Annotated in this window: 28 protein-coding genes; 14 read left to right on the top strand and 14 right to left on the bottom strand. The window is 72.7% G+C overall.

Annotated elements, in window-relative coordinates; translation table 11 throughout:
• Window positions 1-64: 64 nt before the first annotated feature.
• The gene (locus tag AB0B97_RS21645; RefSeq protein WP_357495880.1) at window positions 65-1183 is read right to left on the bottom strand and encodes an NAD(P)/FAD-dependent oxidoreductase; all 1119 of its coding nucleotides are present in this window, start codon (window positions 1181-1183) and stop codon (window positions 65-67) included.
• A 101-nt stretch (window positions 1184-1284) separates the two neighbouring features.
• On the opposite strand from AB0B97_RS21645, the gene AB0B97_RS21640 reads away from it, so the two are divergent.
• From AB0B97_RS21640 to AB0B97_RS21630, 3 genes are all read left to right on the top strand, one after another.
• The gene (locus AB0B97_RS21640; RefSeq protein WP_357495878.1) at window positions 1285-1977 is read left to right on the top strand and encodes a TetR/AcrR family transcriptional regulator C-terminal domain-containing protein; all 693 of its coding nucleotides are present in this window, start codon (window positions 1285-1287) and stop codon (window positions 1975-1977) included.
• A gap of 79 nt (window positions 1978-2056) precedes the next feature.
• Window positions 2057-4135 (top strand): phosphate acetyltransferase, encoded by a 2079-nt coding sequence (gene pta, locus AB0B97_RS21635; RefSeq protein ID WP_357495876.1) that lies wholly within the window; start codon window positions 2057-2059, stop codon window positions 4133-4135.
• Window positions 4132-5247, top strand: a complete 1116-nt coding sequence (locus AB0B97_RS21630; protein WP_357495874.1) for an acetate kinase — start codon at window positions 4132-4134, stop codon at window positions 5245-5247. Before pta ends, AB0B97_RS21630 begins: the two co-directional genes overlap by 4 nt.
• Window positions 5248-5301: 54 nt before the next feature.
• Here AB0B97_RS21630 and AB0B97_RS21625 read toward each other — a convergent pair whose 3' ends face one another.
• A complete protein-coding gene (locus AB0B97_RS21625; RefSeq protein ID WP_234588635.1) occupies window positions 5302-5475 on the bottom strand; it encodes a hypothetical protein in 174 nt (57 codons plus the stop codon).
• 157 nt (window positions 5476-5632) lie between these two features.
• Here AB0B97_RS21625 and AB0B97_RS21620 point away from each other — a divergent pair, with 157 nt between their 5' ends.
• Together AB0B97_RS21620 and AB0B97_RS21615 are read left to right on the top strand one after the other, a co-directional pair.
• Complete coding sequence (locus AB0B97_RS21620; protein ID WP_357495872.1) at window positions 5633-6523, top strand: alpha/beta hydrolase; 891 nt, start codon at window positions 5633-5635, stop codon at window positions 6521-6523.
• A 47-nt stretch (window positions 6524-6570) separates the two neighbouring features.
• Entirely contained in the window at window positions 6571-7116 is a 546-nt protein-coding gene (locus AB0B97_RS21615; RefSeq protein ID WP_357495870.1) for an aminoglycoside adenylyltransferase, read from the top strand.
• Here AB0B97_RS21615 and AB0B97_RS21610 read toward each other — a convergent pair.
• Entirely contained in the window at window positions 6998-7459 is a 462-nt protein-coding gene (locus AB0B97_RS21610) for a MerR family transcriptional regulator (protein WP_357495868.1), read from the bottom strand. The two genes, AB0B97_RS21615 and AB0B97_RS21610, sit on opposite strands and share 119 nt — an antisense overlap.
• A 90-nt stretch (window positions 7460-7549) precedes the next feature.
• Here AB0B97_RS21610 and AB0B97_RS21605 point away from each other — a divergent pair, with 90 nt between their 5' ends.
• Together AB0B97_RS21605 and AB0B97_RS21600 are read left to right on the top strand one after the other, a co-directional pair.
• Window positions 7550-8599: an aldo/keto reductase gene (locus tag AB0B97_RS21605; RefSeq protein ID WP_357495866.1), complete on the top strand. Its 1050-nt coding sequence runs from the start codon at window positions 7550-7552 to the stop codon at window positions 8597-8599.
• 98 nt (window positions 8600-8697) lie between these two features.
• Complete coding sequence (locus tag AB0B97_RS21600) at window positions 8698-9666, top strand: chlorophyllase (RefSeq protein ID WP_357495864.1); 969 nt, start codon at window positions 8698-8700, stop codon at window positions 9664-9666.
• A 114-nt stretch (window positions 9667-9780) separates the two neighbouring features.
• Here AB0B97_RS21600 and AB0B97_RS21595 read toward each other — a convergent pair whose 3' ends face one another.
• The 3 genes from AB0B97_RS21595 to AB0B97_RS21585 form a co-directional block, all read right to left on the bottom strand.
• Complete coding sequence (locus AB0B97_RS21595) at window positions 9781-10743, bottom strand: zinc-binding dehydrogenase (RefSeq protein WP_234588641.1); 963 nt, start codon at window positions 10741-10743, stop codon at window positions 9781-9783.
• Window positions 10744-10889: 146 nt separating this feature from the next.
• Complete coding sequence (locus tag AB0B97_RS21590) at window positions 10890-12068, bottom strand: NADP-dependent malic enzyme (protein WP_357495862.1); 1179 nt, start codon at window positions 12066-12068, stop codon at window positions 10890-10892.
• Window positions 12069-12212: 144 nt separating this feature from the next.
• Window positions 12213-12563: a S24/S26 family peptidase gene (locus tag AB0B97_RS21585; RefSeq protein WP_357495860.1), complete on the bottom strand. Its 351-nt coding sequence runs from the start codon at window positions 12561-12563 to the stop codon at window positions 12213-12215.
• Between the two features lie 84 nt (window positions 12564-12647).
• On the opposite strand from AB0B97_RS21585, the gene sodN reads away from it, so the two are divergent.
• From sodN to AB0B97_RS21570, 3 genes are read left to right on the top strand one after another with little or no spacing between them, the layout of a single operon-like run.
• A complete protein-coding gene (gene sodN, locus AB0B97_RS21580; protein WP_007464694.1) occupies window positions 12648-13052 on the top strand; it encodes a superoxide dismutase, Ni in 405 nt (134 codons plus the stop codon).
• Window positions 13049-13624 (top strand): GNAT family N-acetyltransferase, encoded by a 576-nt coding sequence (locus tag AB0B97_RS21575; protein ID WP_357495858.1) that lies wholly within the window; start codon window positions 13049-13051, stop codon window positions 13622-13624. Before sodN ends, AB0B97_RS21575 begins: the two co-directional genes overlap by 4 nt.
• A gap of 32 nt (window positions 13625-13656) precedes the next feature.
• On the top strand, window positions 13657-14064 hold the full coding sequence (locus AB0B97_RS21570) for an ATP-binding protein (protein WP_234588647.1): 408 nt from the start codon (window positions 13657-13659) through the stop codon (window positions 14062-14064).
• Between the two features lie 72 nt (window positions 14065-14136).
• On the opposite strand, the gene AB0B97_RS21565 is transcribed toward AB0B97_RS21570, so the two are convergent.
• On the bottom strand, window positions 14137-14526 hold the full coding sequence (locus tag AB0B97_RS21565; protein ID WP_234588649.1) for a hypothetical protein: 390 nt from the start codon (window positions 14524-14526) through the stop codon (window positions 14137-14139).
• A 43-nt stretch (window positions 14527-14569) separates the two neighbouring features.
• On the opposite strand from AB0B97_RS21565, the gene AB0B97_RS21560 reads away from it, so the two are divergent.
• The gene (locus AB0B97_RS21560) at window positions 14570-15520 is read left to right on the top strand and encodes a diacylglycerol kinase family protein (protein WP_357495855.1); all 951 of its coding nucleotides are present in this window, start codon (window positions 14570-14572) and stop codon (window positions 15518-15520) included.
• Window positions 15521-15967: 447 nt separating this feature from the next.
• Window positions 15968-16225, top strand: coding sequence for a WhiB family transcriptional regulator (locus AB0B97_RS21555; protein ID WP_007072794.1), 258 nt, complete (start codon window positions 15968-15970; stop codon window positions 16223-16225).
• An 87-nt stretch (window positions 16226-16312) separates the two neighbouring features.
• On the opposite strand, the gene AB0B97_RS21550 is transcribed toward AB0B97_RS21555, so the two are convergent.
• The 5 genes from AB0B97_RS21550 to AB0B97_RS21530 all read right to left on the bottom strand — a co-directional run bounded on the left by AB0B97_RS21550 (window position 16313) and on the right by AB0B97_RS21530 (window position 20930).
• Window positions 16313-17101, bottom strand: coding sequence for a CbiX/SirB N-terminal domain-containing protein (locus tag AB0B97_RS21550; protein WP_357496245.1), 789 nt, complete (start codon window positions 17099-17101; stop codon window positions 16313-16315).
• A complete protein-coding gene (locus AB0B97_RS21545; protein ID WP_357495853.1) occupies window positions 17098-17859 on the bottom strand; it encodes a phosphoadenylyl-sulfate reductase in 762 nt (253 codons plus the stop codon). The genes AB0B97_RS21550 and AB0B97_RS21545 overlap by 4 nt, the downstream gene beginning before the upstream one ends.
• The gene (locus AB0B97_RS21540; RefSeq protein WP_234588653.1) at window positions 17856-18017 is read right to left on the bottom strand and encodes a hypothetical protein; all 162 of its coding nucleotides are present in this window, start codon (window positions 18015-18017) and stop codon (window positions 17856-17858) included. The genes AB0B97_RS21545 and AB0B97_RS21540 overlap by 4 nt, the downstream gene beginning before the upstream one ends.
• Complete coding sequence (locus AB0B97_RS21535; protein WP_357495851.1) at window positions 18014-19726, bottom strand: nitrite/sulfite reductase; 1713 nt, start codon at window positions 19724-19726, stop codon at window positions 18014-18016. Before AB0B97_RS21535 ends, AB0B97_RS21540 begins: the two co-directional genes overlap by 4 nt.
• A 292-nt stretch (window positions 19727-20018) precedes the next feature.
• Entirely contained in the window at window positions 20019-20930 is a 912-nt protein-coding gene (locus tag AB0B97_RS21530; RefSeq protein ID WP_357495849.1) for a helix-turn-helix domain-containing protein, read from the bottom strand.
• 62 nt (window positions 20931-20992) lie between these two features.
• Here AB0B97_RS21530 and AB0B97_RS21525 point away from each other — a divergent pair, with 62 nt between their 5' ends.
• Together AB0B97_RS21525 and AB0B97_RS21520 are read left to right on the top strand one after the other, a co-directional pair.
• Complete coding sequence (locus AB0B97_RS21525) at window positions 20993-22018, top strand: aldo/keto reductase family protein (protein WP_357495847.1); 1026 nt, start codon at window positions 20993-20995, stop codon at window positions 22016-22018.
• 36 nt (window positions 22019-22054) lie between these two features.
• Complete coding sequence (locus AB0B97_RS21520) at window positions 22055-23638, top strand: glycosyltransferase family 39 protein (protein ID WP_357495845.1); 1584 nt, start codon at window positions 22055-22057, stop codon at window positions 23636-23638.
• Window positions 23639-23806: 168 nt separating this feature from the next.
• Here AB0B97_RS21520 and AB0B97_RS21515 read toward each other — a convergent pair whose 3' ends face one another.
• Together AB0B97_RS21515 and AB0B97_RS21510 are read right to left on the bottom strand one after the other, a co-directional pair.
• Window positions 23807-25399 (bottom strand): histidine kinase N-terminal domain-containing protein, encoded by a 1593-nt coding sequence (locus AB0B97_RS21515; RefSeq protein ID WP_357495843.1) that lies wholly within the window; start codon window positions 25397-25399, stop codon window positions 23807-23809.
• Window positions 25400-25429: 30 nt separating this feature from the next.
• Window positions 25430-26461: an SIS domain-containing protein gene (locus tag AB0B97_RS21510; protein WP_357496243.1), complete on the bottom strand. Its 1032-nt coding sequence runs from the start codon at window positions 26459-26461 to the stop codon at window positions 25430-25432.
• Between the last annotated feature and the right edge of the window lie 131 nt (window positions 26462-26592).

Here is a 26592-nt window from a genome sequence, read left to right as displayed (position 1 = left end):
GCCTGCTACCTGCCTGGCCCCGCCGGAACGACGCCGACGCCTGGGCCGCAGGCCGCAGGCCGCCTCAGCTTCCGGTGAAAGCCTTGATCAACGTGTCAGGTGTGCCGTCGCCAAGCATGTCCTGAAGGTCGGGGGCCTCGGCGTTGGCCGTGGCACTTCGCACGGACATGGCCTGCTCGTACGCGGTGAGCGCGGTCTCGATGTCGTCGGGGTGCGCGGCGATGGCCGTGCCGAGGTCGGCGCCGTCGAGAAGGGCCAGGTTGGCGCCTTCGCCGTTGGGTGCCGCCAGGTGCGCGGCGTCGCCGAGCAGGGTCACTCCGGGCCTCCGGTCCCACCGGTGTCCGGCGGGCAGGGTGAAGATGTGGCGCAGGACCGGCGGGGTCTCGCCGTCGGTGACCAGGGCGGTGAGCTCCGGCGCCCAGCCGTCGAACTCCCGCACGATCCGCGCGATGGCCGCGTCGGGGTCGGCGAAGTCGATGGCGGCGAACCAGTCCTGCGGCCTGGCGAGCATCACCCAGGTGTGGAGGTTCCCGTCGCGCTCCCGATGGGCCAGGATCCCCCTGCCCGGCTCCAGCACCATCATCGCTCCGCTGCCGACGGTTTCCGCGCTGGTCGGGTGCCGGGTGTCGCCGTCGAACAGGTGGGTCTCGATGAATGAGAAGCCGGTGTACCCGGGTGTGGCCTCGGAGAGCAGCGGTCGGACCCGGGACCAGGCGCCGTCCGCGCCGACCAGCAGGCTCGTGACGACTGCGGTGTCGTTGGTGAAGGCCACTTCGTGGCGGCCCTCGCCGAGGGCGCGCACGCCGCTGACCTTGTGACCCCACCGGACGGTGCCGGCCGGGAGTGAGTCGAGCAGCATCTGCCGCAGTTCGCCGCGCTGCACCTCCGGGCTGCCACCGGTGCCGTCGTCGGGCACGTCGAGCAGGACGTTCCGGTGCCGGTCCAACAGGCGCATCGCCTGACGCCCCTCGAGGACGAGCTTGCGGAACTCCTCGGTCAGGCCAGCCGTCTCCAACGCGGGCTGGCCGTTGTAGTCGCGGATGTCGAGCAGTCCGCCCTGCGTACGCGTCGCCGAGGACGCCTCCGCCTCGTACACGGTGGACGGGATGCCGTGCACGTGCAGCACGCGGGCCAGCAGCAGGCCGCCCAGGCCGGCTCCGATGATCGTGACCGGTGTCGTCATGGTGGTCCCCCAGGTCTACAGGACGAGCCGTTTTGGATCGCCGCTCCAACGAACGCTAGCACGGCTTTGGAGCAACAATCCAACCGTGCGACACTGGGCTCATGGCACAGCGAACCGCTCACGGATCCGGGCCGACCCCGCGCCGCACGGACAGCCTGTCCAGGGACCTGATCATTCGGACCGCCACCGAGATCCTGGACGGCGGCGGCGAGAGCGCTCTGACGCTGCGTGCGCTCACGGTGCGCCTGAAGACCGGATACGGCGCGATCTACCACCACGTCGCGGACAAGAACGACCTGCTCGCGGCGGCCACCGACGACGTCATCACCGGTGTGCTGTCCCGCACGGCCACCACCGGCGGTCCTCGCGAGACCCTGCGCCTGCTCGCCCTGGGCCTGTTCGACGCGATCGACGCCCACCCCTGGGTCGGTGCGGAACTCTCCCGGCAACCGTGGCGCCCCGCGCTGCTGGACTTCTACGAGAGCATCGGCAGGCTGCTGGACGCGCTCGCCGTGCCCGAGGGAGCGCGCTTCGACGCGGCCGGGACGCTCGTGAACTACGTCCTCGGTGTCGCCGTCCAGAACGCCGCAAACGCCCGGCACCTCAGCGGCGGCGGCACGGACCGCGGGACGTTCCTGGACACCACCGCCGCGAAGTGGGCGCAACTGGACCCCGCCAGGTACCCGTTCGTGCACGCGACAGTGACGCAGCTGCGCGATCATGACGACCGTGAGCAGTTCCTGGCCGGCATCGACATCTTCCTGACCGGCATCGCGGCCCTGCGCCCCGCGTGACCCACCTGCCGGAAGCGGCCGGCGGGGCCCGGGACGGAGGGCCGTAGGGCCCGGGTGGGGAGACTCGCGATCTTCTAGGGTGGGGGCTGTGGCTCGCAGCGTGTATCTGACCAGCGTCGGTTCGGGCGGAGGCAAGTCGACGATCGCCCTCGGGCTGGCCGAGTTGCTGTCCCGCCAGGTCGGGCGGATCGGCGTGTTCCGACCGCTGGTGGCCGACACCGGCCCGGACCCGATCCTCGCGCTGCTGAGCGAGCGGTACCGGGTCGAGGTGCCGCTCGCCGACCTGGCCGGCTCCACGTACGCCGAGGCGGCCCGGCTGGTCGCCGACGGCCGACGGGAAGAGCTGATCTCCGCTGTCGTCCAGCGGTACCGGGCGGTGGAGCGGCAGTGCCCGGCGGTCGTCGTGGTGGGCAGTGACTTCGACGAGCCGGGCGACCCTGCGCACCCCCGCGAGCTGGCCTTCAACGCCCGACTGGCCACCGAGTTCGGCAGCGTGGTGGTGCCGGTGGTCGACGGCTACGAGCAGGAGCCGGCGGCCGTCGCGGCGGCCATGCGCGGGGCGTACCACGATGTGGCCGACCTGGGCGCGACGGTGCTCGCGGTGATCGCCAACCGGGTGTCCGAGCCGATGACGCTGCCGGAGCTGCCCGTGCCGGCGTACGCCATCCCGGAGGTGCCGAGCGTGTCGGCGCCGACGGTGGCCGAGGTGGCGGCGGCGCTCGGCGCCACCCTGCTGGCCGGCGACGACGCGGCGCTCGGCCGGGACGTGCTGGACTACGTGGTCGGGGCGGCACACGTGCCGACACTGCTGGGCCACCTCACCGAGGGCGCTCTGGTGATCACCCCCGGGGACCGGGCCGACCTGCTCGTCGCGGCCAGCGCGGCACACGTGGCCGGGCAGGTGTCGGTGGCCGGGCTCGTGCTCACCCTCGGCGAGCAACCCGACCCCCGGGTGATGCGGCTGGTGGAGGGCCTGAACACCGGCCTGGCCGTGCTCTCCGTCGGCAGCGACAGCTACGACACGGTCGAGGCGTCCAGCCGGATCGAGGGGCGGCCCAGCGTGGCCAACCCGCGCAAGGTGGAGGCCGCGCTGGGCGCGTTCGAGCGCTGCGTGGACACCGACGACCTGGCCCGCCGGCTGCGGGTCAGCCGGTCGACGCGGGTCACCCCGCTGATGTTCGAGAACGAGCTGATCGACCGGGCCCGCTCCAGGCCCCGGCACCTGGTGCTGCCCGAGGGCGCCGAGGAGCGCATCCTGCGGGCGGCGGAGATCCTGCTGCGCCGGGGCGTCGCCGAGCTGACCCTGCTCGGGCGGCCGGACGACATCGCCAGGCGCACCCGCGAGCTGGGCATCGACCTCGGCGACGCGCGGTTGGTCGACCCGGCCACCAGCGGGTGGCGCGACGAGTTCACCGCCGAGTACGCGCGGCTGCGCGCCCACCGGGGCGTCACCGCCGAGCTGGCGCACGACATCGTGGCCCAGCCCAACTACTTCGGGACGCTCATGGTGGCGGCCGGGTACGCCGACGGCATGGTCTCGGGCGCCACGCACACCACCGCCGCGACCATCCTGCCCGCGTTCGAGATCATCCGTACCGTGCCGGAGGTCTCGGTGGCCTCCAGCGTCTTCTTCATGCTGCTCGCCGACCGGGTGCTGGTCTACGGAGACTGTGCCGTCAACCGCGACCCGGACGCCGCCCAGCTCGCCGACATCGCGATCTCGTCGGCCGACACCGCCGCCCGCTTCGGCATCGAACCCCGGATCGCCATGCTGTCGTACTCCACCGGCAGCTCCGGTGCGGGCGCGGACGTGGAGAAGGTCGCCGCGGCCACCGCGCTGGTCCGGGAGCGTCGGCCCGACCTGCTGGTCGAGGGGCCGATCCAGTACGACGCGGCAATCGACCCCGCAGTGGCCGCGACGAAGCTGCCCGACAGCCCGGTCGCCGGCCAGGCCACGGTCTTCATCTTCCCGGACCTCAACACGGGCAACAACACGTACAAGGCGGTGCAACGCTCGGCCGGGGCGGTCGCCGTCGGCCCGGTCATGCAGGGCCTGCGCCGGCCGGTGAACGACCTGTCCCGGGGCGCGACAGTGCCGGACATCGTCAACACGGTGGCGATCACCGCCATCCAGGCGGCCGCCGAGGAGGCGTCATGAGTCGGGTACTGGTGCTCAACTGCGGGTCGTCGTCGGTGAAGTGGCGGCACTACGACGGGGACCGGACCGTCGACCAGGGCACCGTCGAGCGGGTCGGTGAGCCCGGCGGCGGCCCGGCGGACCACGCCAGCGCCGTCCGGCAGATCCTGGCCGGACTGGACCTGACCGGACTGGCGGCGGTCGGGCACCGGGTGGTGCACGGCGGCCGGAAGTTCACCACCCCGGTCCTCATCGACGACGCGGTGCTGGCCGCGATCAAGGATCTGGTACCGCTGGCCCCGCTGCACAACCCGGCCAACCTGGCCGGCATCGAGGTGGCCCGCGCGGCGCTGCCGGACGTCCCGCAGGTCGCCGTCTTCGACACGGCGTTCCACCACACCCTGCCCGAGGCCGCCGCGACCTACGCGATCGACCTGGACACCGCCCAGCGGTACGGCATCCGCAGGTACGGCTTCCACGGCACCTCGCACGCGTACGTCTCCCGGCGTACCGCCGAACTGCTGGGCCGCCCGTACGAGCAGCTCAACACCATCACCCTGCACCTGGGCAACGGGGCCAGCGCCTGCGCGGTCGCGAACGGCCGCAGCGTCGCCACCTCGATGGGGATGTCACCCCTGCAGGGGCTGGTGATGGGCACCCGCAGCGGCGACCTCGACCCGACAGTCATCTTCCACCTGCGGCGGGAGGGCGGGATGTCGGTCGACGACATCGACGACCTGCTCAACCACCGCAGCGGGCTGCTCGGGCTGACCGGCGTCAACGACATGCGCGAGGTGCTCCAGCGCCGGGCGGCCGGGGATCCGGCCGCCGCGCTGGCCTTCGACGTGTACTGCCGGCGGATCACCGGGTACGTCGGCGCGTACTACGCGCTGCTCGGCCACGTGGACGCGATCGCGTTCACCGCCGGCGTAGGCGAGCACGCCGCGCCCGTCCGGGCCGCCGCGCTGGCCGGACTGGCCCGGCTCGGCATCACCGTCGACGAGGCGCGCAACAACGGCGACGGCGACCGGCTGATCTCGCCGGACGACGCCGAGGTGAGCGTCTGTGTCATCCGTACCGATGAGGAACGGGAGATCGCCCGGCAGACCCGGGACGTGGTCGGGGCGCACTGACGTCGCCCCGACCACGTGGAGTCGGGCCCGCTCAGCGCATCGCCGCGCGCCGGCTCAGCGCATCGCCAGCCAGGCGACGAGGGCCACCAGCAGCACGACGACGACCGCCGCACCGACGATGAGCGGCAGGCGGGACGGCGCGTCGGCCGGACCGGCGGCCTCCGGCGTCTGGGTGAAGGCGCGGAACGCCTCGGTGTTGCCGCTGGGGTCGGTGTAGTTCTCAGCCATGTCGGTGACCCTAGCGAAGCCGGTCGCGGAGCACCGCCCCCGTCTGTGCCGTCCCACCGGGTCGAGCCGGCCGGCGGAGGCGACCCGACCGGGTGGCGGCCAGAGCCGGGCCGGACGGCGGGGCCGCTGGACATGTCCGGGCACCTACGGTGAAACGGTGGGGGTTCGACGGCTGGTCGCCGTACTGGTGACGGCGCTGCTGGCCGGTTGTGCGCCGGCAACCGCCGTGGCGGGTGGGTCCGCCGGGCCGCCGTCCGCGCGCCGGGCGCCCGAGGGGTCGTACGTCGTCGGCGTGCGTACGCTCACCCTCGATCCGCGCTCGGCGCGTCCCCTGCCGGTGACCATCTGGTATCCGGCCGGCACCGACGGGGTGGCCGCCGGGCGGTTCCCGGTGGTGATCTACAGCCACGGTCTGCACAGCCGACCCGAGCTGCACGCCGGGCTGACCACCCGCTGGGCGGCGGCCGGTTTCGTGGTGGCCGCGCCCGCGTACCCGCACACCCGTGCGGGTGCCGCGCACTTCACCCGGGCCGACGTGCGCAACCAGCCCGCCGACGGTTGGCGGCTGATCCGGCACCTGGGCCGCCTCGACGGCGACCCGGCTGATCCGCTCGCCGGCCACCTGGACCTCACGTCGATCGCCGCCGCCGGTCACTCGGCGGGCGGCTTCACCACCTCCGGCATGTTCACCGAGGGCCACCCGGCCCGGCTGCGCGGGGGCATCGTGATCGCCGGCGGCGGGCTGCCGGGCAGCTTCGCCGGACCGACCGCACCGGTGCTCTTCGTGCACGGCACGGCCGACCCGGTGGTGCCGGTGACGGTGGGCCGGGCGGCGTACGCGCGTACCCCGGGACCTGCGGTGTTCGTCAGCGTGCTCGGCCAGGACCATGGCGCGTACCTCACGCCGGGCAACCCCGGATTCGCCGCCGTTCTCGCCACCACCACCGACTTCCTACGCTGGACCCTCTACGGCGACCGGACCGCCGGCGCCCGCCTGCCCGCCGACGCGCGCACGCCCGGCACCCGCTACGAGTCCCGCCCGGCCTAGGGTCTTCGCCCGGGTGTCACGGCGGTGCCCCCGGCTAGAGTGCCCGGGTGGACGACCTCGCGCGCCGCCAGTTGGCGAGCATCGCCGACGTGGTCGAGGTGGCCGGGTCGGCCGGCATCGCGGTGTGGTTGCGGGGCGGCTGGGCGATGGACTTCCAGCTCGGCGAGGTGTCCCGACCGCACGTCGACGTCGACTGGTACTGCTGGCGCGAGGACGCGGCCCAGCTGGCCGCCCTGCTGCTGGCCCGGGGCTGGCGCCCCGATCCCCGGATGCCTGTGGAGTTGCAGCTCGACCTGTTCGCCGACGACGTGGAGGTGAGCGTCGCGTACCTGGGTCGGGACGACGCCGGTCGCCCGACGGTGGGCGCCGGGTCCTGGGCCGGCACACCACTGCCGGCCGGGATGCTGGACGCGCCATCCGGCCGGATCGGCCCGTTGACCGTGCCGACGATCTCGGTGCCGGCGCAGATCGAGTTCAAGCAGATGTACCCGGTGTGGATGCCGGAGCGGCCTCGCCGTCCGAAGGACGCGGACGACCTGGCTCGACTGCGGGCCGCGCCTCGTCGAGCAGGTCCTCGTACACCCCGACCTTGAAGCCGATCAGGTCCAGGCACTGGGTGAGCCTGCCGATCTGGCCGGTGACGCGCTCCTGGTGCTCGCGCATCAGGGCGAGACGTTCCTCCTCGTTGCCGGCACCCTCCCGGACGAGGTTGGCGTACCGGCGCAGCGCGGGCAACGGCATGCCCGAGGTACGGAGAATGATGCAGACGGTCAGCCAGTCGACGTCGTCCTGGCTGTAGACGCGACGCCCGCCGGGCCCACGGCGTACCGGATCGACGAAGACGCCCTCCTGCTCGTAGAAGCGCAGGGCGTGCACGCTCAAGCCGGTGCGTTCGGCGACCTGCCCGATGCTCAGACTCACGATGTCCTCGGCCATGCCGAGCAGGGTAACGAGGCTTGACCTAGAGCCGACTCCAGCTCCTAGGGTCCCCCGTGATCGTCACGACATCGCCAGAGGAGCATCGGCATGCGCTATCGCACACTCGGCGGGACCGGCATCGAGGTGAGCACCCACTGCCTCGGAACCATGATGTTCGGTGCCGTCGGAAACCCGGACCACGACGACTGCGTCCGCATCGTCCACGCGGCCCTGGACCAGGGCATCAACTGCGTCGACACCGCCGACATGTACGGCCAGGGTGAGTCCGAGCAGATCGTGGGCAAGGCGCTGCGGGGGCGCCGGGACGACGTCGTCCTCGCCACCAAGGTGCACTTTCCGATGGGTGCGGGACCCAACCAGGGTGGCAACTCGCGGCGCTGGATCCTCAAGGCCGTCGAAGGGAGCCTGCGGCGTCTGGGCACCGACTGGATCGACCTCTACCAGGTCCACCGCCCCGACCCCGCTACCGACATCGAGGAGACGCTCTCGGTGCTCACCGACCTCGTCCGCGACGGAAAGATCCGCGCCTTCGGGTGCTCGACGTTCCCCGCCGAGGAGATCGTCGAGGCGCACCAGGTCTCCGAGCGTCGCGGCCTCGGCCGGCTGCGCACCGAGCAGCCGCCGTACTCGATCCTGGCCCGTGGGGTCGAGGCGTCGACCCTGCCGGTCTGCCAGCGCTACGGCATGGGGGTCCTGGTCTGGAGCCCGCTCGCCTTCGGGTTCCTCAGCGGGAAGTACCGCAGGGACCGGCCCGTCGACCTGTCGACCGGGCGTGCCGTGCTCCGGCCGGCGCAGTTCGATCCCACGCTCGCCGAGAACGCCGCCAAGCTCGACATCGTCGAGCAGCTCGTCGACCTCGCGGCGGGCATCGGCTGCACGCTCCCGCAGCTCGCCATCGCCTTCACGGTGGCCCATCCGGCGGTCACCTCGGCGATCATCGGACCGCGGACCATGGCGCACCTGGAGGACCTGCTCAAGGGCGCCACGCTCACCCTGGACGACGCGACCCTCGACCGGATCGACGAGATCGTGCCGCCCGGAACCAACCGGTACGACCCCAACGCCGCCTTCCCGCCGCGCTCCCTGACCGACACCGCCCGGCGGCGACGCCCGCTCCCCGAACGCGCCGCGGCCTGAACGACCGGTCACGCCCGGTCCGGGCAGCCGGTCACGGCGTGGGCACCGCGCGTCGAACCGCGCCGAGCCGGCCGGCGCGGCAGGGCACAATTGGCTTCATGTCGCGTCGCGTCACCCCCACGCTGCTGGCCAGCGCCCTGCTCATGGCCGGCCTGGTCGGCTGCTCCGCCGACGCCCGCAAGACCGAGGGCTGGCAGGCGCCCGCCGAGCCACCGCCCGCCGCCGCCACGCCGACGCCGCAGGTACCCTCCGGGACCGCCCCGAAGAGCGCCTTCGGCGTCGGCGTACGCCAGCTCAAGCTGAACCGGGACGGCCGTGCGCTGCCGACGACGATCTGGTATCCGGCGGCCGGGAAGGCCGGCGGCGCGGTCAAGCGGTCCGCTGCGGCGGCGCAGGGCCGGTTTCCGGTGGTGATGTTCAGCCACGGTCTTACCGGGCTGCCGGAGGACTACGCCACCCTGCTGACCCGCTGGGCGGCGGCGGGCTTCGTGGTGGCCGCGCCGACCTTCCCGCACACCTCCAAGGGCGCCGACGGCAACATCCTCGACGTGCTCAACCAGCCGGCCGACGTGTCGTACGCCCTGACCCAGGTGCTGGCGCTCGACGGCAAGGCCGGCGACGGGCTGCGCGGCCGGTTGGCCACCGACCGGGTCGGCGCGGCCGGGCACTCGGCCGGCGGGGTGACCACCATCGGCCTCTTCACCGCCAGCCGGGACGAGCGGCTGGACGCCGGGGTGGTCTTCGCCGGTACGGCAGTCGGCGTGGGTACGGCGTTCGCGGGCGCGACCGCGCCGCAGCTGTTCGTGCACGGCGAGCTGGACGAGGTGGTCGACTACGCGGCGGGCAAGGCGGCGTACGACAAGGTGCCCTGGCCGAAGGCGATGCTCAGCCTGCCCAAGGGCGACCACGGGCGGGCGCTGCTCGGCGACGCCAAGACGTTGCGGGTCGTCTCGGACACGTCCGTCGAGTTCCTGCGCTGGTCGCTGTACGGCGACGCGGAGGCCAAGAAGCGCATCTCCACCGACGCGACGCGCAACGACATCGCCACCTTCGACAACCACCTCTAACCCACGCCCCCACCCCCTCCCCCCTCCGCGATCTTGCACTTACTGTCGGGGCATAACGGGATATTTTCCGTGAATCGTCGACAGAAAGTGCAAGATCGCGAGAGGGAAGCGGGGTCAGGCGGTGTGATCGATGACGATCTTGCCGAAGGCGTCGCCGGAGTGCAGGCGGGCGAAGGCGTCCTCGACCCGGCTGAACGGGACCACGGCGTCGATCACCGGACGGACCTCGTTCTCGGCGCAGAACGCCAGCAGCTCGTACAGCTCCCCCGGCGTGCCCATCGAGGTGCCCAGGATCTCCAGCTGCATGGCGAAGACCCGGCGCAGGTTGACCGACGGCTGGTGGCCGGCCGTGGCGCCGGAGACCACGATCCGGGCCATCGGCGCGGCCGACTTCAACGAGTGGTCGAACGTCGCCGCGCCCACCGTCTCGATCACCACGTCGACCCGCTCCGGCAGCCGGGCACCGGACTCCAGGGCGGTCGCCCCGAGGGCGGTGATCCGCTCCCGCTTGGCGGCGTCCCGGCTGGTCGCGTACACCCGCTTGCCCATCGCGAGGGCGAGCGCGACGGCCGCGGTCGCGACGCCGCCGCCGGCGCCCTGCACCAGCACGCTGTCGGCGTCCGCGACGCGGCCCTTGGTGGTCAGCATCCGCCACGCGGTCAGCCAGGCCGTGGGCAGGCACGCCGCGTCGGTCGCCGCCATGCCGTCGGGCAGGGGGATCAGGTTCGACCGGGGTACGGCGACCCGCTCGGCGAGCGTCCCGGCGAAGTGCTCGGACAGGATGGAGACCCCGCGCGGGTCACCCGGCGTGACGACGACCGGGTAGACGACCATCTCGTTGCCGTGCTCGTCCACGCCGACCGCGTCGCAGCCGAGGATCATCGGCAGCTGGGCGTCGGTGAGGCCGACCCCGCGCAGCGACCAGAGGTCGTGGTGGTTGAGCGAGGTGGCCCGCACCTGCACGGTCACCCAGTCGTCCTCCGGGTGGGTCGGCTCGGGCCGCTCACCGACGGTGAGGGCGGCGAGCGGATCGGCATCGTCGAGGCGGGAGGCGAAGGCGGCACGCATGATCGGCACGGTAACAAGCTGAGCGCCCGTTAAGAAGGGGCCCGCCGCCGGGCCACGCCGTCACGCGTACCCCGGGCCACCGCGCCGCGCCTGGCGGCGGGGCTCCTGCCGTCGCGCCTACCGCCGCGCCACGCCGGCGGGCCGCGCTGTCGCGTTCACCGGCGGGCTACTCCGTCGCGGCGGGCCGCTTCGGCGACGGCCTCGGCGACGGCCGGGGCGACCCGCGGGTCGAGCGGCGACGGGACTATCGCGTCGGCGGTCAGCGACTCGGCCACCACGCCGGCGATGGCGTCGGCGGCGGCGACCTTCATCCCCTCGGTGATCCGGGTGGCCCGCGCATCCAGCGCGCCCCGGAACACGCCGGGGAACGCCAGCACGTTGTTGATCTGGTTGGGATAGTCGCTGCGGCCGGTCGCGACCACCGCGACGTGCCGGGCGGCCACCTCGGGGTGCACCTCAGGAGTCGGGTTGGCCAGGGCGAACACGATCCCGCCCGGGGCCATCTGAGCGACGGCCGCCTCGGGGATCTGCCCGCCGGAGACCCCGATCAGCACGTCCGCGTCGCGCAGCGCCTCGGTGATGTCGCCCTGGCGGCCGTCGGCGTTGGTGCTCGCCGCCAGCTCGGCCTTGGTGCCCGTCAGCTCGTCGCGGTGCCGGCCGATGATCCCCTTGGAGTCGCACACGACCACCTGGTCGGGGTTGACCCCACCGGCGACAAGCATCTTCGTCACGGCCACGCCGGCCGCGCCCGCGCCGCTCACCGCGACCCGCAGGTCACCGAGCTTGCGGTTGAGCAGGGTGGCGGCGTTGCGCAGCGCGGCGAGCACCACGATGGCGGTGCCGTGCTGGTCGTCGTGGAAGACCGGGATGTCCAGCGCCTCGTCGAGTCGCCGCTCCACCTCGAAGCAGCGCGGCGCGCTGATGTCCTCCAGGTTGATGCCGCCGAACGACGGGGCCAGCGCCCGCACCACCGCGACGATCTCGTCCACGTCCTGGGTGTCCAGGCAGACCGGCACCGCGTCCACCCCCGCGAACTGCTTGAACAGCACCGCCTTGCCCTCCATCACCGGCAGCGCGGCGCGCGGCCCGATGTTGCCGAGCCCGAGCACCGCCGAGCCGTCGGTCACGACGGCCACGGCGTGCGACGCCCAGGTGTAGTCGTCGGCCAGGTCGGGGTCGGCGGCGATCGCCTCACACACCCGGGCGACACCCGGGGTGTACGCGAGGGAGAGGTCCTCGCGGCTGGTGAGCGGGACCGTCGAGGCGACGGCCATCTTGCCGCCGCGGTGCAGTTGGAAGACGGGATCAGCAGGGTCCACGGAGGACGAAGACATGGCGGTGACTCCAGGATCTGTCGAGCAGACGGGGCGGCCGGGCCCGGCCGCGAGGTGGGCGGCGAGCGGTGGCACGCGGTGCGGGGGGTCACCCGGGCACTTTCCGAGCATAGTGTCGGCACTGCCCCTCGGATGTGAGCAGGGTCATAACGGCCGACGGGGCACCCGTCCGGGGCGGGGCCAGTAGCGGAACACCACCCTCGCGCGCACGTCCGCCACCCCGTACGCACGGGAGTCGTCGGTGACCAGATCGTTGTCGCCGCGCAGCCACCAGCCGCCGTCCTGCGGCCGTACCGCCCGCTTCACGACCAGCAGCTCGGGACGCGTGCGGAACACGGCGACCACCACGTCACCGGGCCGGATCGGGCGCCCGCCCGAGCGGACCAGCACCGCGTCGCCGTGCCGCAGCGTCGGCGCCATGGACGGGCCGGTCACCGAAACGGGCGTCAGCGGCCCGCGCAGGTGCGGCGTCTCCGCCGGGTGATCGGCTCGCACTGGTTTCACCTCCACCCGGTTCGGGGAGCCTTCCCAGGAGTAATGTCGCCTTTGATCATCGCAAACTTCCCATGGAGGATCCCGATGCGACTTCCGCGCATCCTTGCGCCCCGCGTCACCGCGAGCGCTCACTGCGACCTGCCGTGCGGCGTCTACGACCCGGCCCAGGCCCGGATCGAGGCCGAGTCGGTCAAAATGATCTGCGAGAAGTACCAGGCGAACACCGACCCGGAGTTCCGTACCCGGGCGGTCATCATCAAGGAGCAGCGCGCCGAGCTGGTCAAGCACCACCTGTGGGTGCTCTGGACCGACTACTTCAAGGCGCCGCACTTCGAGAAGTACCCGAACCTGCACACCCTGTTCAACGAGGCCACCAAGCTCGCCGGCGCCGGTGGCGTCAAGGGCAGCCTCGACCCGGCCACCGCCGACAAGCTCCTCGCGAAGATCGACGAGATCGCCAAGATCTTCTGGGAGACCAAGAAGGCGTGACCGACCCGGTCATCCCGACGATCCGGCCGGTACGTCCCGAGGACGTGCCGGCCGTCGTCGCCATGGTGCACGAGCTGGCGGAGTACGAACGCGCTCCCGACCAGTGCCACCTCACCACCGAGCAGCTCACCTCGGCGCTGTTCGCGACTACTCCAGGTCGAGGCGCGGCGTCAGACGCGCCGAACTGGAGTAGTCGTACGACCGCTCCGGCGCTCTTCGGCCACGTCGCGGTCGACGAGCGCGACCGGCCGATCGGCTTCGCCCTGTGGTTTCTCAACTTCTCCACCTGGGCCGGCGTGCACGGCATCTACCTGGAGGATCTCTACGTCTCGCCGGCCGCCCGGGGCACCGGCGCGGGCCGGCTGCTGCTCGCCACGCTTGCCGACATCTGCGTACGACGGGGTTACCGGCGGCTGGAGTGGTGGATGATCGAGTGGAATCCGGCTGCCGGTTTCTACGCCTCGATCGGCGCCGAGCAGATGAGCGAGTGGGTCCCCTACCGGCTCAGCGGTGACGCGTTGCGCGACCTCGCCGCTCAGGCGGAGGCCACCGACACGCGCCCGAACGACTGACCGGGTAGAGTCCCCGACCGGGGGGATGAGGCGTGACTCAACTGACCGGCCAGCCAGCGACCGACGACGACGTGGTGCACCTCACGGTGCCCGCCGACGGCGGCTATCTCGGCGTGCTCCGCACCGCCACCGCCGGTCTCGCGGCCCGGTTGCAGTTCGCGCTCGACGAGATCGAGGATCTGCGGATCGCTGTCGACGAGGCGTGCGCCATGCTGCTCGCCATCGCCACCCGCGACGCCGAGTTGGAGTGCCGGTTCTCGGTCACCAACGACGCGCTGACCGTCGAGGTGACCGTGCCGACCGTGCGCGGGGCGACGCTGCCCGCCGAGTCGTCCTTCGCCTGGAAGGTGCTCACCGCCCTGACCACGTCGGCGTCCGCCGGTGCCTCCGACGGCCGGGCGACGATCTCGTTGCTCACCCGCCGCTCCGGCGGCTACTGACCGACACGCCCCGCCGGCCCCGCCCGGCCGGGGCCGCGGGCGAACCCGTTGCCCTGCGGCCGTGCGGCGGGGTCACTCGAAGCCGAGGGCCTTCGTGGTGGGCGGGCTGACGAGCAGCCAGCCGACGCCCAGGCCGAGCGCCATCAGCGGTACGCCCAGCCAGCCCAGCCCGGCCTGGATCATGAACCAGCCGATCGGCAGCAGCATGAGCTGAAGGACGATCGCGGGGGCCCGCGCGCCGGCCTGTCGGCGCAGCAGCGCGCGGCCCAGCGCCCAGAGCGCGACGGCCGCCCCGACGGCGAACGCGGTCACCAGCAACGCCGACGCCAGGTCGGTGGTGGTGGCGGTGAGGTCGGCCCAGACCAGCCAGACCGCGATCAGCCCGACGGCGACCGCCTCCGCCCAGAGCAGCCGCACCGCCCAGCGGAGTGTGACGGGAACCGGGGCCGAGTCGATGGTCACGCGCGCCACGATACCCGGGCTACCGAGAGGTACAGTGCCGCCCATGCGGGCCGTCCTGGTGGTCAATCCGAAGGCCACCACCACCAGCGAACGCAGCCGGGACGTGCTTGTCCGGGCGCTGCGCAGCGAAGTCGACCTCAGTGTGCGCTACACCCGTCGCCGGGGGCACGCCATGGCGCTGGCCCGGGAGGCCGCCACCGAGGGGGTCGACCTCGTCGTCACCCTGGGTGGCGACGGCACGGTGAACGAGGTGGTGAACGGCCTGATGTCGGCCGAACCGCCGGCCGGCGCCGAGGGCGCGTCGAATGCGGAGCGACTGCCCGCGCTGGCCACCGTTCCGGGCGGTTCGACAAACGTGTTCGCCCGCGCGGTGGGCCTGCCCCGGGAATGGCCGGAGGCGACCAGCATGATCCTCGAAGGGCTGCGCCTGGGCCGGCACCGCACGGTCGGGCTGGGCCGCGCTGACGACCGCTACTTCACCTTCTGCGCCGGGTTCGGCCTGGACGCCGCGGTGATCCACCGGGTGGAGCAGGCACGGCGCAAGGGGCGGGTCTCGACGCCGGGGCTCTACCTGCGCTCGATCATGAACCAGTACTTCTTCGCCTCGGACCGACGGCATCCGGCGATCAGCCTGGAGCGACCGGGTGAGCCGGCGGAGGAGGAGCTGGCCACAGTCATCATCCAGAACACCGCCCCGTGGACGTACCTGGGCGACCGCGAGGTCAACCCGAACCCGGAGGCGTCGTTCGATCTCGGCCTCGACGTGCTGGCACTGCGTCAGCTCCGGGTGGCTAGCACAACACGGACAGTCACTCAGTTCCTGTCCCGGCGCCCAGATCCGAGCGGTCGTCAGGTGTTACGACTCCATGACACGGCGGAGTTCACCCTGCTCTCCAGCCGTCCGCAGGCGTTCCAGCTGGACGGCGACTATCTTGGCGAGCGGGAGAAAGTCAGATTCACATCCATTCCGGCCGCACTCAGAGTAATCTGCTAGGTCTCGGGTACTGCCCTTGGTCGACGCGGCACCGCAACCGCAGCGACAGGCGCCGCCACACCGAGGGGCAGGTGCCGGAAATGTCAGCAATGTCACGCGGACTGTACTATATTGATCCTCGGCTGTGGCACGGCGGGTAACCAGGAACGCACTGGAACCCGGACAAATGGGTTGTGGGCTTGCTCACCGCTTGGAGTTTTTCCGAGCGTCACCCTTGACATCACGAGCGTTCGTGAAAGTATTCACAAGCGAACTTGAGTTACCGGGACATTGCCTGGATATGCTCGTCAGGTTGAGCTGTTCCAGCAGGTCTCCGAGGCTAACCGCCTGCTCACGCACTGCCGAATGGTCAGACGCGAACGGTCACCATAGGCAATGCGGATGCATATAGGAAAAGCACTACCCGCAATAAATTGCCACCCATCCAGAATGAGGAGTGTTGCCGCCATGGACTGGCGTCACCATGCTGTCTGCCGCGACGAGGACCCGGAGCTGTTCTTCCCGATTGGGACGTCCGGACCGGCTCTCCTGCAGGTCGAGCAGGCCAAGGCCGTCTGCAGGCGCTGCTCCGTGACCGACCAGTGCCTGCAGTGGGCGCTCGAGTCCGGTCAGGACGCTGGCGTCTGGGGCGGGATGAGCGAGGAGGAGCGGCGCGCTGTGAAGCGGCGCGGCGGCCTCCGGGTGCTGCGCGCTCACTCCGCCTGATTCCCCCAACGACACAGCTGCACGCCCCGGCAGGTCCGCCTGCCGGGGCGTACTGCTGTCCCGTGCCTGGCCAAACCGGCTGAGCCGTCAACCTGTCGGTGCCAGCGCGCCCCGGCCGTCGACCCGGCGCAGCACCAGCTCGGCCAGCTCGGGCGCGTCCGTCAGCGGGGCCGCGACCGCCACCGCACCGGCCGCCCGTGCCGAGTCGGCCACCGCGTCGTGGAACAGGCCCGGCGCGAGGAAGTACGCGGACACCGCCACCCGGCGCGCGCCAGCCGCCCGCAGGCGGGCCACTGCCACACCTGTCGCCGGTGGGGCCGCCGAGGCGTACGACACCCGGCAGGGCACCCCGAACTCGACGCCGAGCGCGTCCGCCACCCGGCCCACCGAACCGCGCGCCCGCGCGTCCCGGGTGCCCGCGGCGGCCAGCACCAGCGCGTCGAAACGCCCCGGTCCAACCTCGCCGAGCCGCCGGCGCAGCCCCGCCAGCAGCGCCGGCGACACCGTTCCGTCCGCCGGGCCGAGCACGTCGGTGACCCGTACCGACAGTGGGGGTCCGGCCTGCGTCGCGGCGGCGACCGCCGCCGGAATGTCCACCCGGTGGTGGTACGCGGCGGTCAGCAGCAGCGGCACGACAACCGCACGCGGATGCCCGGCCTCGGCCAACTCGCGCAGCACCTCGGTAGGTCCCGGTTCGGTGTGGTCCAGCCAGCTCGCCCACACCGACAGGCCGGGCCGGGCGGCCGACACCGCCCGGGCCAGCGCCCGGGTGGCCTCGGCCGCTCGTGGATCCCGGCTGCCGTGCGCGACAAGCACCACCGGGGCCGCCCCGCCGGCCGCGTCCGGGCCGGTCGGGGTCGTCGGTGACGGGGTCAGACGTGCAGCCCGCACTCGGTCTTCTCGAACATGGCCCACCGCCCGGCCCGCGGGTCCTCCCCGGCCTTCGTCCGCCGCGTGCACGGCCAGCAGCCGATCGAGCCGTAGCCCTGCTTGAACAGCTCGTTGACCGGGACGTTCCAGCGGGCGATGTAGGCGTCCACGTCCCCCTGCGACCACGCCGCGATCGGGTTGACCTTCACCTTGCCGCGCCTCGCGTCGAACGTCACCACAGGCGTGTTGGCCCGGGTCGGCGACTCGTCCCGGCGCAGACCGGCGGCCCAGGCGTCGTACCCGGACAGCGCCCGCTCCAGCGGCTCCACCTTGCGCAGCTGGCAGCAGTCGTCCGGCGACTTGTTGAACAGTCGCGGGCCGTACTGACCGTCCTGCTGCCCCACCGTGAGCCGGGGCCGGATCGACCGGACGTTCACCGGGAGCGTCCGGGCCACCTCGTCGCGGACCCGCAGCGTCTCCGGGAAGTGCAGACCGGTGTCGAGGAAGACCACGTCCACCCCCGGGGCGACCCGGGACACCAGGTGGGCCAGGACGGCGTCGGCCATCGAGCTGGTGACACAGAAGCGGTCACCGAAGGTCTGCGCAGCCCAGCGGGCGATCTCCAGGGCGGGGGCGCCCTCCAGGTCCCGGGCCGCCTGCTCGGCCAGCGTCCGCAGCTCGTCGGGGTTGCGCCCGGCCGGCTCGGTCGACGTCTGAGCGCCCGGACCGACCAGGCGCAGGTTGGCAGCGGAGACGAGGCTCATCGGGTCACCGCCCGGGAGAGCAGCCCGGTGAACTTCACCGCGAAGACCCGTGCGCAGGCGTGGCACTCCCAGGCGCCGTGCCCCGCCTCGTGCGGCCGCAGGTCCTCCTCGCCGCAGTACGGGCAGTACAGGGGTGCCGCTCGGTTCTCGCTGCTCATCGCAGTTCCTCCTCGTCGACTCTGATCACCCAGTTGGCGAACGTCTCGCCCTCGCTCCGACCGGCCAGGTAGCGGCGGGCCAGCCGTTCCACGTACTCCGGAAGCTCGTCGGCGGTGGTCTTCAGGCCGCGCAGCTTGCGGCCGAAACCGGCCGTCTGACCCTGGGCCATGCCCAGGCCGCCGCCCAGGTGCACCTGGAAGCCCTCCACCTGCCGGCCGTCCGGGCCGACCACCAGCTGACCCTTGAGGCCGATGTCCGCGACCTGCGTGCGGGCGCAGGCGTTCGGGCAGCCGTTGATGTGGATCGAGATGTCCGCGTCGAAGTCGCGCAGCCGCTGCTCCAGCCGGGCCACCAGCTCCTCGCCGCGGGCCTTCGTCTCGACGATGGCGAGCTTGCAGTACTCGATGCCGGTGCACGCCATCGTGCCGCGCCGCCAGGCCGACGGCCGGGCCTCCAGCCCGATCCCGCGCAGCGCGTCGACAAGCGACTCCGTCCGCTCCGACGGCACGTCGAGCACCAGCAGCTTCTGGTACGGGGTGAGCCGCACCCGGTCGCTGCCGTGCGCCTCGGCCACGTCGGCCAGTTGGGCGAGCTGCCCACCGGAGACCCGCCCGACCACCGGGGCGGCCCCCACGTAGTGCCGCCCGTCGGCCTGCTCGTGCACGCCCACGTGGTCGATCGGCTTCGCCGGCAGCTCCGGGGCGGGGCCGTCGAGCAGCGTACGGCCCAGGTACTCCTTCTCCAGGACCTCCCGGAAACGCTCCACGCCCCAGTCGGCCACCAGGAACTTCAGTCGGGCCCGGTTACGCAGCCGGCGGTAGCCGTAGTCGCGGAAGATCCCGACCACGCCGGCCCACACGTCGGGAATCTCGGCCAACGGCACCCAGGCGCCGAGCCGCTGGGCCAGCATCGGGTTGGTGGAGAGCCCGCCACCGACCCAGAGGTCGAAGCCGGGGCCGTGCTCGGGGTGGTCGACGCCGAGAAGGGCGATGTCGTTCGACTCGTACGGGGTGTCGACCAGCCAGGAGATGGACGTCTTGAACTTGCGGGGCAGGTTGGAGAACTGCTTGTCCCCCACGTACCGGGCGACGATCTCGTCGATCGCCGGAGTCGGGTCGACCAGCTCGTCGCGGGCCACCCCGGCGACCGGGCTGCCCAGCACGATCCGTGGGCAGTCGCCGCAGGCCTCGGTCGTCTGCAGGCCTACCGACTCCAGCCGGCGCCAGATCTCCGGCATGTCCTCGACACGGATCCAGTGGTACTGGATGTTCTGCCGGTCGGTGATGTCGGCGGTGTCCCGGGCGAACTCCCGGGAGATGTCCGCGACCACGCGCAGCTGAGCCAGGTTGAGCTGGCCGCCGTCGATGCGGACCCGGAGCATGAAGAACTCGTCCTCCAGCTCGTGCGGCTCCAGCACCGCGGTGCGCCCGCCGTCGATGCCGGCCTTGCGCTGGGTGTAGAGGCCCCACCAGCGGAAACGGCCACGCAGATCCTGCGGGTCGATGGAGGCGAAGCCGCCGCGCGCGTAGATGTTCTCGATGCGCGCCCGGACGTTGAGCGGGTCGTCGTCCTTCTTGATCCGCTCGTTGGGATTGAGGGGCTCGCGGTGGCCGAGCGCCCACTGACCCTCACCCCGGGGCCGGCGTGGCGCCCGGGCCGGGCGGGTCGTCGGGTCCTCGGAACGGGGCGGGATGCTGCTGACCGCCATCGCGGCGACCTCCGTTGTCTGCTGTGCCTCGGGCTACGCGGGGCGCGACGGCCGGCCCGCGAGGCGGGCGGGACAACGGTGTCTTCAGACAGCCGGCGCGGAGCGCGCCCGAGACGGATTGGTCGGGCGTCGTCAGTAGGCCGGACAGATCGCGCTGCGCACGCGGCCGTAATCGACGTGGCGACGAGCCACGAAGCGGCGGACGACTGCGGCGGTCATGGGGCCCATGCTGCCACACCCCATGGGGGCCGGCCAATGTCCGCGTGCTGGATCCCACATCACGGGCCGGAGGTCAGCCGACCAGGCGGTCACCAAGGACAGTTCGGGCATAGCGCACCACCCGCCCCTGCCGTACGCCAGCGATCAGGCCGTTGTCCCGCAGCGTGGTGAGGTGGTGCGACGCGGTCGCTGGCGCGAGACCCAGCATCGCGGCCAGCTCACCGGTGCTCAGCGGCGAGTCGAGCAGCGAGAGCGCCGCCGCCCGCGTAGCGCCGAGCAGGGCGCCCAGCGCGGTGCTGGGCGGTGGCGAGTCCCACAGCCCGCCCAGCCCGGTGGGCGGATAGCAGAGGGCGGGGCCGGCGTCGCCCTCCATGATCGCGTGCACCGTCGGTCCGGAGAACGAAGTGGGCAGCAGCGTCCACGGGCGGCCGTCCAGACCGGCCGGCCGGGTCGTGCCGACGGCGACCCGCAGCGCCGCGCCGTCCCACCTGATCAACGGGTGCAGCTCGCGGAGCAGGGTCCGCCCACCCTGCTCCGCGGCGAGCAGCGCCCGCCGCCGGATGTCGGCCAGAGCGAGCGCCCGCAGCCGGGGCCAGTCCGGTGCGATCAGCAGGGTGAAGTACCGGTGGAGCTGCGCGACCAGCTCGTCCGGGGGCAGCCGGGGTGCGCCGGCCCGGTCCAGTTGCCGGCGCACCAGGGACGGGTCGGTGCCGGCGACCGCCCGCAGCTCGGCGGCCAGGTTCGGTGCCACGCCGATCGGGGTGAGGAAGTCCGGCACGTAACCGTTGGACGGTGTGAGCACCGCCAGCAGCGGCTCCAGGCCGGCGTCCGGCAGCAGCCGCTGCGCGCGTTCCCGCCACGGGCGGTGCATCCAGTACTTCGCCGGCTTGCGCAACGCCCAGGAGCTGGCCACCAGCTCGGCCAGCGGCGAGTGCACGAACCGAACCCGGCTCAGGTCGTCGGGCGAGAACCGAACCTCGATCACTCACGGATTCGACCACGGTCGAACGGTTCGGCGACAGGGCGGGGCGACCCGAGGATCCCGGTATGGAGTACAGGCAACTGGGCCGGTCGGGCCTGCGCGTCAGCGCGGTCGCGTACGGCAACTGGGTCACCCACGGCAACCAGCTCGACGACGACGCGGCGGCCGGGTGCGTGGCCGCCGCCCTGGACGCGGGCGTCACCACGTTCGACACCGCCGACCGGTACGCGCAGGGACGAGCCGAGGAGGCGTTGGGCAAGGCGCTGCGTGGCGTCCGACGCAGCTCGATCGAGCTGTGCACGAAGGTGTGCCTGCCGGTTGGGCCGGGGGCCAACGACGCCGGGCTGTCCCGCAAGCACATCATCGAGGGCTGCCACGCCTCGCTGAGCCGGCTGGGCACCGACTACGTCGACCTCTATCAGGCGCATCGGTACGACGACAGCGTGCCGCTGGAGGAGACGATGCTCGCCTTCGCCGACCTGGTCCGCCAGGGCAAGGTGCTCTACGTCGGCGTCTCCGAGTGGACCGCACCGCAGTTGCGGGCGGGTCAGCGGCTCGCCGCCGAGCTGCACATCCCGTTCGTCGCGAACCAGCCGCAGTACTCGATGCTGTGGCGGGTGGTGGAGGCCGAGGTGTCGCCCGCCTGCGCCGACCTCGGCCTGGGTCAGCTCGCCTGGGCGCCACTCGCGATGGGCGTGCTGACCGGTCGGTATGAACCCGGCCGGCGTCCGCCCGCCGGATCCCGGGCCACCGACGGCTTCGGGGGCTCGTTCGTCGCCCGCTACTCGGCGGATCTGCTGCTCTCCCGGGTACGCCAGCTCCGACCCGTCGCCGAGGCGGCCGGCTGCACGATGGCCCAATTGGCGGTGGCGTGGGTGCTGGCCCGTCCGACCGTGGCGAGCGCGATCGTCGGCGCGTCCCGGCCGGAGCAGCTCGTCGAGACGGCCAAGGGCGCCACGGTACGGCTCGACGACGAGCTGCTGGCCCGCATCGACGCCGTGCTCGACGAACTCGTGGAGCGTGATCCGGCGAAGACCGCTCGGCCGAACGACGTGATGCCCGCATGGCGCCCACCGCCTCCCGCCGGCTGACGCCCACGCAGGGAGTGGTCGTGGCAGGCTCGGACCGTGGGGCAATTGTCCGAGAGGTCGGCCGGGACGGCGTGGGAGCGTCTGCGTCGTCTGCCGGTCTGGCTCGCCCCGACGCTGCTCACCCTGGCGGTGACAGGGACCGGGCTGGGTTCCGCCCAGCTCTGGCGCGACGAGCTGGCGACGTGGAGCGCGGCCACCCGCTCGCCCGGCGACCTGGTCCGGCTGGCCGGCACCATCGACGCCGCCACCGGGCCGTACTACCTGCTGATGCACGTCTGGACCACTGTCGTCGGCGACTCCACAATCGCCCTGCGGATACCGGCCGTGGTGGCGATGACAGTGGCCGCCGGGCTGCTCGCCGTGCTCGGCGCGCGGCTGGTCGACAGACGTGCCGGCCTCTTCGCCGGGCTGCTGTTCGCGGTGCTCCCCGGCACCTCCCGCTACGGGCAGGAGGCCCGCCCGTACGCGCTGGCGACCATGCTCGCGGTGCTCGCCACAGTCCTGCTGGTGACCGCGCTGCGCCGACCGAGCTGGGCCCGGTGGGCCGGTTACGCGGTCGCCGTCGCCGCTCTCGGGCTCATCCACCTGATCGCGCTCACAGTGCTCGCCGCCCATGCGCTTGTCGTCCTCATCGCCTGGTGGCGCGGACCCGCCGAGGCCGGCGTCACCAGCCCGGACCGCCCCACCGCCAGCCCGGACCGCGTCGCCGCCAGCCGAGAGCGTCCCACCCTCAGCCCGAACCACCTCACCGCCAGCCGGGACCGTCCCGCCGTCGAGCGGGACCGGCGGGTGTGGCGATGGCTGGTCGCCGTGCTGCCGGCCGCACTGCTGGCCGGTCCGCTGCTGCTCAAGGCCCGGACGCAGCAGTCCCGGCAGTTGAACTGGGTCCACCTGGCCCGGCTGGACGACCTGACCGCGCTGCCGGGCGGCGTGGCCCAGAGCAGCGTGGTGGGCGGACTGCTGGTCGGGGTCGCCGCGTTGGGCGCGGCCCGGCTCGGGCGGCGCGCTCTGCTGCCGGTGAGCGCGGTGCTGCTGCCCGTGCTGCTGCTCTTCGCCGCCGGCACGGTCGTACCCCTGTGGGTGCCCCGGTACCTGGTCTTCGTGGTGCCGTTCGCGTGTCTGCTGGCCGGTGCGGCGCTGGCCGCCGTGACCGCGCCGGCCGCGGTCGTCGTGGTGGTCCTGGCCGCGCTGCTCGGCCTGCCCGACCAGACCGCGCTGCGGCGGACCCACGAGTGGCCGCGCAGCGCGCCCGTGGACTACGCGGGGGCCGCACGGGTGATCGCCGACGGCCAACGCCCGGGGGACGCGGTGGTCTACTCGCCCCGGCACAGCTGGCTCTTCCTGGATCTCGGCATCGACTACCACCTCGACGACCCACCACGCGACGTGCTGGTCACCGAGGACGAGGTGCGCCGGGGCGACCTGTGGGCGGCCGAGTGCCCCCAGCCGGCGCAGTGTCTGGCCGGTACGACGCGGGTGTGGCTCGTCGTCGCCGGCCGGCACGCCGAGCCGCTGGCCGCCGTGCCCGGCGCCAAGGGCGACGCGCTCCGCACCGACTTCACCGTCACGCAGGTCTGGCAGCGCCCCGGCCTGACCGTCGCGCTGTTGACCGGCCGCTGAGCGATCGGTCAACGGCCGGACCGCGTCGGTCGTCGGTCTGATCGCCCACGAGGCGAGGCCGGCCCGCGGTGAAAAGGCTGATGCCTGTGAGTCATCTAGATGACTCACAGGCATCACGCTCATTCGGCCAGCCGCGCCCATCTGCGACAACACCGAACGGACGGCGGCTCAGCCCTGCGAGCGGCCATCCGGGGCGTTGCGGGCCAGTGGGACGACGAGCAACGCCTCGGTGCCGCCCTTGGCGCCCGCGCGCAGCTCGATGGTGCCGCGCAGCTCGCCGGTGACCAGTGCCCGCACGATCTGGAGACCGAGTCGGCTGCCGCGTTCGGCGTCGAATTCGGGGGGCAGGCCGCGCCCGTTGTCGGTCACCGAGACGTGCAGCATCTTGCGGAACCGGTGCGCCGAGACCACCACCTCCGGCCGCGCCGACGGATCGCCCTCGGCGACGACGGCCGGCACCACGCCCGAGGTCGGCGGTACGGGCACGTCGTCCGACTCGTCGGCCGGCGGGAAGCCGTGTTCGACGGCGTTGAGCAGCAACTCGTTGAGGACCATCACCAGCGACGTGGCGATCTCCGCGGGCAGTACGCCGAAGCTGCCCTTACGGCGCATGCCGACGCTCACCTCGGTCGCCGCGACCTCGGTCGCCGCGCTGGCGACCCGGTCGACGATGCCGTCGAACTCGACCGCCTCGTCGCTGGACATCGAGAGCGTCTCGTGCACGAGAGCGATCGAGGCGACCCGGCGGACGGACTCCTCCAGGGCGACCCGGGCCTCCGGCATGGCCACCCGGCGGGCCTGCAAGCGCAGCAGCGCGGCCACCGTCTGGAGGTTGTTCTTCACCCGGTGATGGATCTCCCGGATGGTGGCGTCCTTGGTGATCAAGGCCCGGTCCCGACGACGGACCTCGGTGATGTCGCGCACCAGCACCAGAGCGCCGATCGGCACGCCGGCGGGCATCAGCGGTAGGGCCCGGGTGAGCATCGTGGCCCCGCGGGCGTCGATCTCCCGCCGGGGCGGCGCCTCGCCGCGCAACGCCGCCAGGATGCCGTTCGCCGCCTCGGTGCCGTCCAGCGGGTCGCCCGCCAGCCGGCGGTGCAGCGCGGCCAGGTCCTCCCCCACCAGGTGGGAGGCGTAGCCCAACCGGCGGTACGCGGACTGCGCGTTCGGGCTCGCGTAGGTGACCTTGCCACCGGCGTCCAACCGGACCAGGCCGTCGCCGACGCGGGGGGCGGAGGTGGTCTCGCCCGGGTGCCGGGGTGGCGGGAAAGTGCCGTCGGCGATCATCTGGGCGAGGTCGTCGGCGGTGGTCAGGTAGTTGAGTTCCAGCTGGCTGGGCGTCCGCGCGGTGGAGAGGTTGGTGTCCCGGCCGACCACGGCGATCACCTCGCCGGCCTCGCCGTCGGCGGTGCGCAGCCGGACCGGGATCGCCTCGTGCCGGGCCGGCACGTCGCCGTACCAGACCGGGTCGCCCTCGCGCCAGATCCGCCCCTGGGAGTAGGCGACCCCCAGGTGGGCCACCTCCGAGCCGCCGATGATCCGGCCCACCTGGTCGTCCTGGTACGCGGTGGGCGCGGTCGTCGGGCGGACCTGGGCGACACAGAGGAACGTGCCCTCGGCGTCGACCGGCACCCAGAGCAGCAGATCGGCGAAGGACAGATCGGAGAGCAGCTGCCAGTCACCGGCGATCCGGTGCAGGTGGTCGATGTCGGCCGGACGGAGGCGGGTGTGCTCCTCGGCGAGGTCGCGCAGCGTGGACACGGTGACCAGGGTGCCACGCCGCGCCGTGCCTCACATCGTCGCGGTGACCTTCTTCAGGCCGCGCGGCGCGTCCGGGTCCTCGCCACGGGTCAGTGCCAACGCCAACGCCAGGCGCTGCAACGGCAGGATGTCCAGCAGCGGCGCGTACCGCTCGTCGACCTCGGGGACGGCGAGCCGGGTGGCGCCCGGCACGTCGGCGGAGCCGACGACCACCACGTCGGCGCGGCGCTCCCCGAGGCGGGGCAGCACCTCGCCCATCGACCGGCCACCCGGACCGGAGCCGACGACGGCGAGCACCGGGACCTCCGGGTCGGTCATCGCGAGCGGGCCGTGCAGCAGGTCGGCGCCGGAGAAGGCGAGCGCCGGCAGGTACGAGGTCTCCATCAGCTTCAACGCGGCCTCGCGGGCGGTCGGGTAGGCGTACCCGCGGCCGGTGGTGACCAGTTGGCGGGCGAAGCGGTAGCGCGGCGCGAGCTGGGCCGGGGTGTCGTCGGCGAGCGTCCTGGTGGCCAGGTCGGGCAGCGCGGCGAGCGCCTCCCGCTCGGCCGCCGGGAGCACCCCGTCGCCGGCCCGGATCCCCTCGACCAGCATGAGCAGGGCGAGCAGTTCGGCGGTGTACGTCTTCGTCGCCGCGACCGCCCGCTCGTGCCCGGCGGCGATGTCGATGCTCAACTCGGCAGTGTCGGCCAGCGGGGAGTCGGGGGCGTTGGTCACCGCGAGGGTGAGCGCGCCGGAGGACCGCGCGGCGCGCAGCACCTCGGCGAGGTCGGGTGAGCCGCCGCTCTGGCTGACCCCGACGACAAGCGCGTCGGACAGGTCGGGGCGGGCGCCGAACAGGGTGACGACGCTCGGCGAGGCGAGACCGGCGGGCAGGCCGAGCCGGATCTCGGTCAGGTACGCCCCGTAGAGGGCCGCGTGGTCGGACGTGCCCCGGGCGGTGAAGACCACGTGTCGCGGTCGACGCTCGGCCACGACAGCGGCCACCCGGGCGATCGCCGCGGTGTTGGCGCTGTCGAGCAGGCGCGCGTAGCCGGCGGGCTGCTCGGCGATGTCGGCGGCCATTCCGGACCCTGCACGTGTCACGAAACACTCCCCTCGTGCGCGATTGCCGCGCGTTTCCTGCTCAGTCTTGCACGCAGAAGTCGGCAGCAGCAATTATTCGAGCAGCAGTGCGCAGTTGATCACTTGATCAA

It is taken from the genome of Micromonospora sp. NPDC049004 (genome assembly GCF_040649315.1).
In the GTDB taxonomy this organism is placed as follows: Bacteria; Actinomycetota; Actinomycetes; order Mycobacteriales; family Micromonosporaceae; genus Micromonospora.
Note: the sequence above shows the minus strand (reverse complement) of the source record. Positions and strands in the feature narration are given on the sequence as shown.